At 56.4% G+C, this 12455-nt stretch carries 9 protein-coding genes; 4 read left to right on the top strand and 5 right to left on the bottom strand.

Annotated elements, in window-relative coordinates; genetic code table 11:
• Window positions 1-312: 312 nt before the first annotated feature.
• Complete coding sequence (mpl, locus tag ACR8BN_RS02885) at window positions 313-1665, bottom strand: UDP-N-acetylmuramate:L-alanyl-gamma-D-glutamyl-meso-diaminopimelate ligase (protein ID WP_010256463.1); 1353 nt, start codon at window positions 1663-1665, stop codon at window positions 313-315.
• A 168-nt stretch (window positions 1666-1833) separates the two neighbouring features.
• Between mpl and fbp the strand changes: the two genes are divergently transcribed.
• A complete protein-coding gene (fbp, locus tag ACR8BN_RS02880) occupies window positions 1834-2841 on the top strand; it encodes a class 1 fructose-bisphosphatase (protein WP_010256459.1) in 1008 nt (335 codons plus the stop codon).
• A gap of 62 nt (window positions 2842-2903) precedes the next feature.
• On the opposite strand, the gene ACR8BN_RS02875 is transcribed toward fbp, so the two are convergent.
• The gene (locus ACR8BN_RS02875) at window positions 2904-4463 is read right to left on the bottom strand and encodes a methyl-accepting chemotaxis protein (RefSeq protein WP_031594492.1); all 1560 of its coding nucleotides are present in this window, start codon (window positions 4461-4463) and stop codon (window positions 2904-2906) included.
• A 169-nt stretch (window positions 4464-4632) separates the two neighbouring features.
• Here ACR8BN_RS02875 and ACR8BN_RS02870 point away from each other — a divergent pair, with 169 nt between their 5' ends.
• From ACR8BN_RS02870 to ppa, 3 genes are all read left to right on the top strand, one after another.
• The gene (locus ACR8BN_RS02870; RefSeq protein WP_031594493.1) at window positions 4633-5043 is read left to right on the top strand and encodes a lysozyme inhibitor LprI family protein; all 411 of its coding nucleotides are present in this window, start codon (window positions 4633-4635) and stop codon (window positions 5041-5043) included.
• A gap of 61 nt (window positions 5044-5104) precedes the next feature.
• On the top strand, window positions 5105-5554 hold the full coding sequence (locus ACR8BN_RS02865) for a DUF441 domain-containing protein (RefSeq protein ID WP_434747306.1): 450 nt from the start codon (window positions 5105-5107) through the stop codon (window positions 5552-5554).
• Window positions 5555-5654: 100 nt separating this feature from the next.
• A complete protein-coding gene (ppa, locus tag ACR8BN_RS02860) occupies window positions 5655-6185 on the top strand; it encodes an inorganic diphosphatase (protein WP_003855519.1) in 531 nt (176 codons plus the stop codon).
• Window positions 6186-6243: 58 nt separating this feature from the next.
• On the opposite strand, the gene ACR8BN_RS02855 is transcribed toward ppa, so the two are convergent.
• From ACR8BN_RS02855 to tamA, 3 genes are read right to left on the bottom strand one after another with little or no spacing between them, the layout of a single operon-like run.
• Window positions 6244-6597, bottom strand: coding sequence for a gamma-glutamylcyclotransferase family protein (locus tag ACR8BN_RS02855; protein ID WP_010256451.1), 354 nt, complete (start codon window positions 6595-6597; stop codon window positions 6244-6246).
• A gap of 2 nt (window positions 6598-6599) precedes the next feature.
• Complete coding sequence (gene tamB, locus ACR8BN_RS02850; RefSeq protein ID WP_434747305.1) at window positions 6600-10367, bottom strand: autotransporter assembly complex protein TamB; 3768 nt, start codon at window positions 10365-10367, stop codon at window positions 6600-6602.
• Window positions 10364-12079: an autotransporter assembly complex protein TamA gene (gene tamA, locus ACR8BN_RS02845; protein WP_174819611.1), complete on the bottom strand. Its 1716-nt coding sequence runs from the start codon at window positions 12077-12079 to the stop codon at window positions 10364-10366. The genes tamB and tamA overlap by 4 nt, the downstream gene beginning before the upstream one ends.
• Window positions 12080-12455 lie beyond the last annotated feature (376 nt).

The following is a 12455-nucleotide window of genomic DNA, read 5'->3' as shown; positions in this document are numbered from 1 at the left end:
CGAACTCATTCATTTAACTCAAAGTTAACTTATATTTAAAATCATCATCAATATAAGACCGCGCATAAAGATAACCCGTTATTTATTCCTTTAACCTTAAGGCTTTAATTATTATTCCTCAGCAACAACAGGGATGATGCTAGAAATAACCGGCGAGAGCGGCCTTTCTGTTTCAGACACTAATAAGAAAAATATGGCAACGGCAGGAAGAGTGAGCAGATCGAATTCAAAAATATGCGGGATTTATTGAGGGAATAATATTTCCGGGAATAGCGCTTTTAAAAAAAGCGCCCGAAACGGGCGCCTGTGACATTATGCCAGCCTGTCCAGCAGCTTCTGATGGATGCCACCAAACCCGCCGTTGCTCATGACCAGAATCGTGTCGCCTGGCTGAGCGGCTTTGGCCACCATTTCCACCAGGGTATCGATATCCGCGCTCCAGTGCGCAGGCGGAATGCACGCTTCTGCGACATCTGATACCTGCCACGGAATATGGTGCGGCTGGAACAGAAAGACCTCATCAGCACGCGCCAGCGACGGTGCCAGATCGTTCTTGCTGACGCCCATCTTCATGGTATTAGAGCGTGGCTCCAGCACAGCCAGGATACGCGCTCTGCCGCCAACTTTGCTACGCAGGGCAGCCAGCGTCGCCAGAATCGCGGTCGGATGGTGGGCGAAGTCATCATAGACTTTGATACTGTTCACTTCGCCGCGCAACTCCAGCCGTCGACGCGCATTGATAAAGCTGTTCAGCGCCTGGCCTGCATCTTCCGGCTTCACACCCACATGGCGCGCGGCAGCAATCGCCATCAGCCCGTTGTGCATATTGTGTTCACCCACCAGCGCCCAGTTCACTTCCCCGACTTTTTCGCCGTCGAGCCAGATTTCCCAGTGAGAGGCATCGTTAGTGAGCTTCTTCGCCTGCCAGCGCCCGTGCTCGCCGACGTTCTCCTGCTCGCTCCAGCAGCCCATTGCCATCACCTGTTTGAGGTTAGGATCATGTTCCGGCAGCAGGATCTTGCCCTGGCCCGGCACGATCCGCACCAGATGGTGGAACTGCTTCTGGATCGCCCGCAGATCGTCAAAGATATCGGCGTGATCAAACTCAAGATTATTGAGGATCAGCGTACGTGGGCAGTAATGGACAAACTTGGAACGCTTATCGAAAAACGCGCAGTCGTACTCATCCGCCTCAATCACGAAGAATGGACTTTTTCCTAATTTTGCCGAGACATCGAAGTTTCCGGGTACACCACCAATAATAAAGCCTGGCTCAAGGCCGCAGGCCTCAAGAATCCACGCTGCCATGCCGGCTGTGGTGGTTTTGCCGTGGGTTCCCGCGACCGCCAGCACCCAGCGATCGCGCAGCACGAAATCGTGCAGCCACTGCGGGCCAGAGAGGTAAGGAATGTTGCGTTCCAACACTGCTTCCACGCAAGGATTACCCCGCGTCATCGCGTTGCCGATTATCACCAGGTCAGGCACCGGGTCAAGCTGGCTGGCGTCGTAACCTTCTGTTAATTCAATGCCTTGCTGTTCAAGCAAAGTACTCATAGGTGGGTAAACGTTGGCGTCTGACCCGGTCACCTGATGACCAAGTGAACGGGCCAGCATCGCCAGACCGCCCATAAAAGTGCCACAAATCCCGAGGATGTGAATGCGCATTACGTGATCCATTACTCAAAAGTTCGGCGCACAGTGTAACGCCGCTCGCAGATGGAAGAAACGGATTAGGACTATGGTTTTTGAAGTTCAATCGGCTAAACTGCGTACGCATCCGTTGGCAGACTGTTACGCGTGCTGCCACTCCATCGAAGATTCAGGGAATGTGTTATGAAAACGTTGGGCGAATTTATCGTCGAGAAGCAGCATGACTTTCCGCACGCTACAGGTGAACTGACAGCGCTGATTTCCGCTATTAAGCTGGGTGCCAAAATCATCCACCGCGATATCAACAAAGCCGGTTTAGTGGATATTCTGGGTGCCAGCGGCGTCGAGAATATTCAGGGTGAGCAGCAGATGAAACTTGATCTGTTTGCCAACGAGAAACTGAAGGCAGCACTGAAGGCACGCGGCATCGTCGCCGGTATCGCTTCTGAGGAAGAAGACGAGTTTGTGATCTTTGAAGGTGAAGAAAACGGTAAGTACGTGGTGTTAATGGATCCACTGGATGGTTCTTCAAACATCGACGTTAACGTTTCCGTCGGCACCATTTTCTCTATCTACCGCCGCGTCAGCGAGCCGGGTACGCCGGTTGTTGAAGCGGACTTCATGCAGCCAGGCAACAAGCAGGTCGCTGCCGGTTACGTGGTTTACGGCTCCTCCACCATGATGGTTTATACCACCGGTGCAGGCGTGCATGCGTTTACTTACGATCCGTCTCTGGGTGTGTTCTGCCTTAGCCACGAACGTATGACCTATCCACCAACGGGTTACACCTACTCTATTAACGAAGGTAACTACATTCGTTTCCCGCAGGGTGTGAAGAAATATCTGAAGTTCTGTCAGGAAGAGGATCTGCCAACGCACCGTCCTTATACCTCACGTTACATCGGATCGCTGGTCGCGGATTTCCATCGTAATCTGCTGAAAGGCGGCATCTACCTCTACCCAAGCACCGCCAGCCATCCTCAGGGTAAGCTGCGTCTGCTGTATGAGTGCAACCCGATGGCGTTCCTGGCAGAGCAGGCGGGCGGTAAAGCCAGCGACGGTCAGAAGCGTATTCTGGATATTCCACCGGTCACGCTGCATCAGCGCTGCCCGTTCTACTGCGGTAACGAGGCGATGGTGAACGACGTTGAGCGTTTCCTGGCCGAGTTCCCGGATTGCCGTCAGGGTTAATCCGGCAGTGATATAAAAGTCATATAAAAAGCAAGGGCGCGATTTTCGCGCCCTTGCTGTTTTTACGCCGTCTGCAACCTGAACTGCGCCATGGTTGCCTGAAGCTGATCGGACTGCGCTTCCAGCGACTGGGTCGCGGCGGTTGCCTGCTCCACCAGTGCCGCGTTCTGCTGCGCCGCCGCATCCATCTGTGTGACCGCCAGATTGACCTGCTCAATGCCACGGCTCTGTTCGTCGGAGGCCATCGAGATCTCTTTCATCAGCGCCGTTACGCGCATGACCTCACCAGAAATCTCATCCATGGTTTCCCCGGCCCGCGTCGCCATCTCGCTGCCCTCTTTCACCCGCGACTGTGAATCACTAATCAGCGTACGGATCTCTTTGGCGGCGTTAGCGCTGCGCTGTGCCAGCGTGCGCACTTCGTTTGCCACTACCGCAAAGCCACGGCCCTGTTCGCCTGCGCGCGCCGCTTCAACGGCGGCGTTGAGCGCCAGGATATTGGTCTGGAAGGCGATACCATCAATCACGCCAAGAATGTCGCCGATACGATTGGCACTGTCGGTAATCTCATGCATTTTTTCCATCACGTAGCAGACCACCTCTGCGCCGCGATCGGCGGTATCAGAGACCGCGTTAGCCAGCTGGTGCGCCTGCTGGGCGTTGCTGGCGTTAAGCCGCACGGTTGCCGTGAGCTGCTCCATGCTGGCCGCAGTCTGCTCCAGCGAGGCGGCGGACTCTTCGGTACGCTGCGACAGATTGACGTTGCCCGCGGCCAGTTCACGGCTGCCGATGTCGATCTGCATACTCGCTTCGCGCACCTGACTCACCGAGGTACGCAACGACTGCTGCATCCCGGCGAGCGCATGATTAAGCCGCCCCAGCTCATTGTTGCCCGACGGTGGCAGCACCTGCGAGAGGTCGCCCGCCGCGACCTGCTCAAGATGGAGAATGGCCAGGTTCAGCGGCTGCAGCAGCATCCGACGCAGCAGTTGCCAGGCGAGCACCAGCAGCAGCAGTGTTAATACCACCGCCACTGCGATCAGGATTTTCATTTTGGTTTCGTTGTAGGCCGCCTGCGCCAGCTGGGCCTGCGTGATCTGATCGGCCAGCTGGCTGAAGTCCGTGACGGCCTTGTTGTAGCTGGCCGCCAGCGTCGCAAGGTTGCCTTCCAGCAGCTGGTAATACTCGTCGGTATATTGCTTATCCAGGGCGTTCATCATCGGTTTGATGCCCTGGTCGAGATAGGCTTTGTAACTGGCCGAAACCGCATCGGCCAGCTTTTTGCCGTGCGCCGTCACCGTTCCGGCGTCCACAAAGCGCTTCAGGCTTTGCTGTGATGAGACCACATCCGCCTGCGACAGTTTTGTTACTGCCGCCCCCTCTTCCAGTAAACCAATTTCAATTTTACGCACCGCCAGCGCGGCGTTAGCGCGGGCCCGCATCAGATCGGCATTGCTCTGGTAAAGACTGTTCAGCTCGATCCCCTGAATGCGGTTGATCACATCCAGCGAGCGATTCCCTTTGTTAATTGCCACGATACCCATAAAACTCACCGCCAACAGCAGCAGTGTCATAAATGCCAGCAAGGCCAGCAACCCCGTGCGAAGTGATAACTGTTTCATCCAGATAGTTTCCGTGTATGTGAAAAGGCAAATTTTCCAGCGGCCCTAAAACGGATGAAGTATCGGCAGTAACGGCGCGAAACTTTAACCCTGATTAGTGTTACCAACTTGATCATCACGGGAACATCCATCAAGCTAATCGCCGCTTATCCGTTCTCCGGAGAAAAGAATGAAACCAGGATTACTTCTGATGCTGCTGTGCCTCAGCACGGCGGCGCTGGCAGAGGATATGCCCCAGGACGCCTCGCCCGACCGCTGCCTCAATGACGCCTCTACTACCCTTGCCATGAACCAGTGCTACGCTGCGGCCAATCGGGCCTGGGATCAGGAGATGAATAAGCAGTACAACAAACTGATGAAAACCCTCTCCGGCGAACCTAAAAACAAACTGCGTGTCGCACAGCGCGCCTGGCTGAGCTACCGCGACAGCTGGCTTGAGGCGAGCCGCAGCCAGCTCAGTACACAAGGCTCGCTGGGCAGCGTGGCGCTGAGCGCTCAGAGCCTGAGCCTGGTGCGCAATCAGGCACTGATGTTGCAGTCACTTGGTAAAGGCAGCTGTGCTAACCCCGATGACTGCTGATCGATAACCGGCTTTTGCGCTGACTGAAGTCAGCGCACTCATTAACCTTCAGGGAGAAACCATGGCTGCTTACGCCTCGACCATCATTCTGATTTGCCTCGCCGTACTGAGTTATTTCGTTCACAACAACGCGGTCACGATTTCGATTCTGGTGCTGCTGGCGATTAAAATCACCCCGCTGGCTCAGTTCTTCCCCTACGTAGAAAAACAGGGCATTACCTTAGGCATCATTATTCTTACCGTGGCGGTGATGGCCCCGCTGGCAAGCGGCTCACTGCCCGCCTCTGCGCTGATCAAGTCGTTTGCTAACTGGAGGTCGATTGTGGCGATTCTGGTAGGTATCTTTGTCGCCTGGCTGGGCGGTCGTGGCGTGAACTTTATGAGCGTCCAGCCTTCGGTGATTGGTGGTCTGCTGATTGGTACGGTGATTGGCGTGGCGTTCTTCCGTGGGGTGCCGGTAGGACCACTGATTGCCGCAGGCATTGTTTCGCTGTTTGTGGCGGCTAAGTAGCGTTTGGGCGCATTCCGAAACGCCAAAAAGGGGGCATACTTTCAGAGTCAGTTGGCTATAATAGCCGACACTCAACATACGACTACTGAAGGAATGCCAGATGAGTTTGAACCAGGTGCCAGCAGGTAAAGACCTGCCAGAAGATATCTACGTTGTCATTGAGATCCCAGCGAATGCTGATCCGATCAAATATGAAGTTGATAAAGAGTCTGGTGCCCTGTTTGTAGACCGTTTCATGTCTACCGCCATGTTCTATCCGTGCAACTACGGCTACATCAACCATACCCTTTCTCTGGATGGTGATCCGGTTGACGTACTGGTTCCGACCCCGTATCCACTGGTTCCAGGCTCAGTGATCCGCTGCCGTCCGGTTGGCGTGCTGAAAATGACCGACGAGTCTGGCGAAGATGCCAAGCTGGTTGCCGTTCCGCACACCAAACTCTCTAAAGAGTACGATCACATCAAAGATGTGAACGACCTGCCAGAACTGCTGCGTGCACAGATCACCCACTTCTTTGAGCACTACAAAGATCTGGAAAAAGGCAAATGGGTGAAAGTGGATGGCTGGGATAATGCCGAAGCCGCTAAAGCTGAAATCATCTCCTCTTACGAGCGCGCACAGAAGAAGTAATTCTGCTGCCGGTTTGTGAGTCGAAAAAAAACACCGTCCGGATGGACGGTGTTTTTGTTCAGGCCTCTGGCTCCTCATCGCGCTTCAGCCAGTCACCACTCATGATGCGCTGGCGTCCTGCCACTGAGCGTTGATAGACATAAAGCCATGCACTGCCAAACGGCGTCTGAGTCAGATAACGTTTGTACTCTCCCCCTTTGGTGCGAAGCGCATCCAGCTCCGCAAGGGTTGAGGCATCAATGCGGTACACCTCACAATGTACCGCTCCATTGCCCTCAATCACGCCGGGATAATGGCCCAGACTGTAAAGCTCAAAGCCTTCAATCTGGTGATCACCCAGCCACTGCGCATTCGTCATCCAGTGACTGTTTCCCTGTTTGCGCCGTAAACTGCCGTAGACAATTATTCGCATTGCTAAAACTCAAACTGATAGAGCAAATCGAGAGCCTGATCCACACCGGACACGGCTTCCAGATAGAGTTTAGGCATCAGGCGGTAACGCAAGGTTAACGTCGCCAGTGAATCAAATATGCCAACACCGTATTTTACCTGCAGACCCGGTAGCACATAGCCGCTGACCTGCACCTGCTGGCTGTCGCCAACACCGGCAGTATCAACAGCGAGATTGCTGACACCGAATGTCTCCCCGATTTTACCCACAACCTGCCCACTTTGTGCAACCCCTAAGCCAACAAGTGCTGAAGTGAGGGCGTTACTGTCGCCGTCGCTGCCCAATCCCTGACCGCGCAGCAGATAGGAAAGCGCTTCCTGTTGCGACATCGCCGGATCGGAGAAGACTTCCGCTTTTGGCTCATCCGCCAGGCCAGTGACGCGCAGACCCGCGGTGACGCCATCCTCGGTAGCATCCGGATTACGGATGGCTTCCAGGTTGACGTAAGGCTGATCCGGCGGACCGGCAAACTGCAGCTCGCCTTTACGCACGATCAGATCCTGACCATAAGCGTGGAAGCGGCCGGACGGAATGTTGATCTGACCGTTCAGACCGAGTCCTGACTTATCCTGCACCATTTTCAGATCGCCATTCAGCTTCGCTTTCAGGCCAAACGCAGAGAGCCGCACATCGTTGCCGACGTGGATCACCAGATTGCTGTTAATCGGAATAGCCGCGGTTTGCGGTGCAATCGGCTTCAGCTGTTTATCCAGCATCACCTCATCCGACGAGACGCCGGTGGCGCTTTCCGGTACTTCCTGCACCGTGATGCGCGCCCATGGAATATCGACCCGGCCATCAAGGTTAAAGGCCGCTGGCGTCGCTTCAAACACCAGATCCGGCGAGACATCCATGCGCACCATCGGCGGCACGGTTACGCGAACCCGGCTGCCCTGCGCCGCAATGCGCGCACGCCAGTTGTCGAGCTGGCTCCAGTCTGCGTTACCGCTGAGGTTGATATTGCCCTGCCCGGTCTGCACCAGCCCGTTCAGGGTGGAGCTCATGCCGTTAAATACCAGATTCAGGTTGGCACTGGTCAGATCAACCGGCATAAAGTTGCCATCCACATCCACACCCGTCAGGCCAAGCTGACCAAATACCTGCGGCTGCTGCACGCTGCCACCCAGGCGCAGGCTGCTGTTCAGGCTGCCTTTGATCTTCTCGCCCTGCATCAGCGCCGGATTGAGCATCGCCAGCGAGACATTGCGGATGTTGACGTTACCGCCCAGCGTGCGGCGGTTTTGCGGATCGTCGATCTGCACATTGCCATCCAGCTGACCGTTATTGGCGATGCGGATCAGCCAGTCGAGCTGGGCGCGTCCGTTTCGCAGCGCGGCATTGAGGTTCAGCGTGTCAAAGGCGATCGGCAGATTGTTGCCCTGCACATCCTGCACCACTTTCACGCCGTTGCCCTTCAGTGCCACGGTACCGGTCGGCAGGTTGCCATCGGCAGTCCAGTTGACGCGCACGTCGCCGCTGAACAGGCCGCTAAGCTGAGTCGCATCCGGCATAAACGGCTTCACCATCGCCAGGTCAAAGCGGTTCAGCACCACATGCGCCTTGCCTGCCGGGCCCGCTTCAACCGGCTCCGGCACACAAATTTGCGCATTGGGGTTCTGCCAGCAGTGCGGCCCGATGGTTGCCGTCTGGCGGCTGTTCAGATAGTCGATGGCCATGGCGCGGGTCAGACGCCACTCACCGACTGGCGTATCAAAGTGGGTGTCGTTCAGCGACCCTTTCCAGCGCTCGGTCTGGCGATCAAAGCTGCCGTTCAGCGCCAGCTGGCCAGAGACCGGTTTGCCCTGCACATTGAGCTTCAGCTGATGCTGATGCTCATTGCCGTCCGCATTCAGCGTCAGCAGGCTGATGTTCAGCGCATCCTGCTTCAGCTGCTCGACGCGCAGTTGCAGTTTACCCGCCACCTGCTCGCCGGAACGGACGTCGCCATTCAGGGTGACGCGATTGATCTGCATCTGCTGCCAGCGCAGACCACGGGCATTGAGATCGGCCAGCAGCTGCGGTGCCTTCAGGGTGCCACGCGCTTTTATTGTGCCGTTGATGACGCCGCCCAGACCCGGCAGCGCATTGTCGAGCTGGGGCGCGTCGATGCTGGCATCGAGATCCAGACTGTCGCCCAGCGCCCCTTTAACATCCAGATGGTTGCGTCCCAGCGCCAGCTTAATGCCCGGCACCGTCCACTGGTTGTAGCTGTTACCGGTCAGGGAGCCATCAGCGGTCACGGCGTTCTGTTTCACATTGCCTTTCAGCTGTAGCTGCGGCACGCTCAGTTGCCAGCTGCCGCCATACAGACTGCCGCGGGTGGTGATTTTGCCATCCAGCCGTGCTGGCCAGTCGGGATACTGTTTAGCGGTATTGATTCCCGCCAGCGTCAGTTCACTGCGCCAGCTTATCGCCTTGCTCCAGTCCACCAGCGCGGTGAGATCGATATTGCCCTGCAGCGCAGCCACGCGCAGGCGGTCGAGGCTGAACTGCTCAACGTTGCCTTTACCCGTCAGCGAGATCGTCGCCGGTGGTACAGATTCACCCTTCACGGCGGTCTGCAGCGACATCACATAGTCGGTGGCTTTGCCTTTGAACTGATAGTCCAGGTTATCCGCCTGATACGCTACCGGACCGGTCAGCGGCCAGCGTAACTGCGGACTGGTCAGCTTCAGTGACAGCGGCAATCCCGCCACCGCCAGCTGGGTCGTGGCGTCCAGCTGGGCATTCACCGGACCGGAGAGGTTCAGCCCCATCTTCAGCTCGTCGCGCATCGCGCCATTAAGTTTCAGCGCGAGCTTTTCGCCTTTAATCGGATCGGTATTCACTGTGCCGTTAAGGGAGAAATCGACCGGCCAGTTATCCGCCAGCGTCGCCTGACCGCTACCCTTGAGGTTGCCGAGGTTCGAGTCCACCTCCAGCGTGCTGAGCTGCATCTGGCGGTCAGCGCTTCTGGCTTTCAGCAGCAACCGGCTGACGGAAATATCGGTGTCGCCGGTAATGCGCAGCTGTTCACCCAGAATCTGCTGCACCTCAATATCCAGCGGCAGACGGAAATCAGGCATCTCAGGCAGCAGGGGTTGCGCAAACATCGCCTGCAGCGTTTCACCCAGCGGTTTTTCAGCAGGATGTGGCTGCTGGACTTTCGGCTCCACCACCTCGTCATTGACCACTTTCGCCGCTTTCGGCAGCGCAATCAGCAGGCTTTGAATATGGGTCGGGTTCAGCGTCAGCGCACGATCCTGCCACTGCAGGCCGGTAGTGAAGTCGAGCAGCGATATTGCGGTGTCATCAACTTTGACATTGATATTGTGTAGGCCAAAGTGACGCAGCGTGATGGGGTATGGCGTGCTGAGGTTAGTGTTGCCACTCTCCTCTTCCGGCGCTGGTGCGGCTGGCGTCATTTTCTTGCTGTCGACCACCACGCTGATATCGCGCAGGGAGACATCGTTAACGCACACGGAGGAGTGCAGCAGGCAGTTGAGATCCACCGCCAGATGAATTTGCCCGGCATCGACACTGACGCCGGGCATTTCGTAACGCAGACCGTTAAGGGTCAGGTTACGCCAGCCCCCATCGACCTGTTTGATTGACAGGCCCGGCACCCAGCGCGACGCACCTTTCAGCACTAAATGCAGCCCAGGCGTGGTACCGATTAAAAATGCTACGCCGCCCAACAGCACGACCAGAAAGATCAGAATGCCGATCAGGACCTTTTTCCACAGCTTCATAGTTCTGGCCCCAGCCCTACGTAAAATTGTAATCCATGCTCTTCGTCATCCCCGATGGGTCTGGCGATATCAAATTTGATTGGGCCAACCGGTGAAGACCAGCGCACGCCGACACCCGCACCGGTTTTGACGTTACTTTGCTTGATGTCGTTAACCGCTTCGCCCGAGTCGACAAACACCGCGCCCCACCATTTCCCGGTGACGTTGTACTGATATTCCAGCGATCCGGTGGCGAGTTTTGATGCACCGGTGAGTTTGCCGTCATCATCGCGCGGTGAAATATTTTTGTATTTGTAGCCACGAATACTGCGGTCACCACCGGCAAAGAAGCGCAGATCCGGCGGCACTTTGTCGAAGTCGTTGGTTTCGATCCAGCCCAGATTGCCGCGCGCCACAAAGCGATGACTGTCGCCAAGGGTACGGATCCAGACGTTTTGCGCCTGCAGGATCAGGAAGTCGACGTCTGAACCCCAGGTAGTATCAGAGACGTCTGCCGAATAGCGCTGTGAATCGCCCCAGGTCGGCATCAGGCCGCCACGGGAACGGGTGCGGTTTACGCTGACGCCAGGATAGAGCAGCATAGTGGTGTTGGTCACGCTGCCCTGAGTAAAGTGATCCAGGCTCCAGCGCAGGTTGACCGCCTTCTGCCAGCCGCTGCTGCTGTCCCAGTTGCGCGACATCGCAAGCGTCGTGGTATCTGCTTTGGTGTCGTTGAGGTCGGTGCGCTTCAGGCCGCCGGAGAAGGTATAGTACTGCTCAAGCGGGCTTTTCAGCAGCGGCACTTTATAGCTGAGATCGACCTGCTGTTCCGGCGCGGAAACGTAGGCGCTGGCCGCCAGGCTGTGACCGCTGTCGTTGATCCACGGTTTTTTCCAGGTCCCTTTCAGGCGCGGACCGACGTCTGTGGAATAGCCGACGCCGGTTTCAATGGTGTTTTCGGTGCGGGGTGACATTACTGCGCTCAGCGGCAGGACTTTGGTCTGTCGTCCCTTGCTGAATTCCGGCGCGACCACCACCGAATTAAACCAGCCGGTGGCGGAGAGGCGGCGATTCAGCTCGGCTAAATCGCGGGAGCTGTAATAGTCCCCCTCTTTAAACGGCACCAGGTTTTGCAGGTACTCTTCGCGAATTTGCGATCCCTGGAAAGTGACGTCGCCGAAGCGATAGCGTTCGCCACTGTCGTAGTCGATATCCCAGAACGCTTCACGCCGCTCCACCGAGACACCAAGCTGGCTTTTTTTAAACGTGCCGTCGAAATAGCCGTTACGCAGTGCGAGATTAGAGAAGCCGCTTTTGAATTTGTCATATTGCCCGTGGTTAAGCTGGCTGCCCACTTCAGGGCGTCCCTGCTTCACCCAGGCTTTGTAATCCGCGTCATTGCGCGCATCACCTTCGACCACAATCGTGCTGCCGCCGATTTTTACCGGTTCACCAGGCGTTACGTGTGCCACTAATACCGGTCGTCCACCCTGCGCAGGCGCGGGGCGGGATTCGAAATCGATGGTGGGCTCGTAATAACCGAGCGCGCGCAGCCCCTCTTTTATCGCAACAGAAACGCGCGCGCGAAAGCGGCCATCATTAGAGACCTCATCGCTGCCGATGGTGGACAGACGCGCTCTGACATTCTTTTGCAGATCCCCGGATAAGCCGTCTACCTGTAATCGCACTGTTGCCGCCTCAAGGGCGGGCGCGGCAAGCAGCAGGCCAGCCATGCAATAAACATAAAATCGTGGCACCTGTACTCCTGTTAATCATGCCGGCCCCTTTTCCGCGGGGCGCTTATTAATCTTCTTTGCCCGCACTACCGCAACGGCAACATCCTCATCATAGCCGCACTTTATGGCAAACGGCGGAGCAACACTGACATCTAAGTCAAATAACGGGGCTATTGTCGGTAAATGGGGTGAGCGATACAACTCCTGCGGGTCGGAATGATCAGTCCGATATGACTCACTCAGATAAATCCGAGTCTGTAACCGGCCGCTCTGGCTGCTAATGCGCCCTTAAGCAGCGGTTTGCCCTCTGGCGGCGCGATGAGCGCTCCTGCTATAATCGGCCACCACAGGCATGCCGCCTGTTTTCATTTCT

Source organism: Pantoea sp. Lu_F5_004, from assembly GCF_051136245.1.
Classification (GTDB): domain Bacteria; phylum Pseudomonadota; class Gammaproteobacteria; order Enterobacterales; family Enterobacteriaceae; genus Pantoea; species Pantoea agglomerans.
Note: the sequence above shows the minus strand (reverse complement) of the source record. Positions and strands in the feature narration are given on the sequence as shown.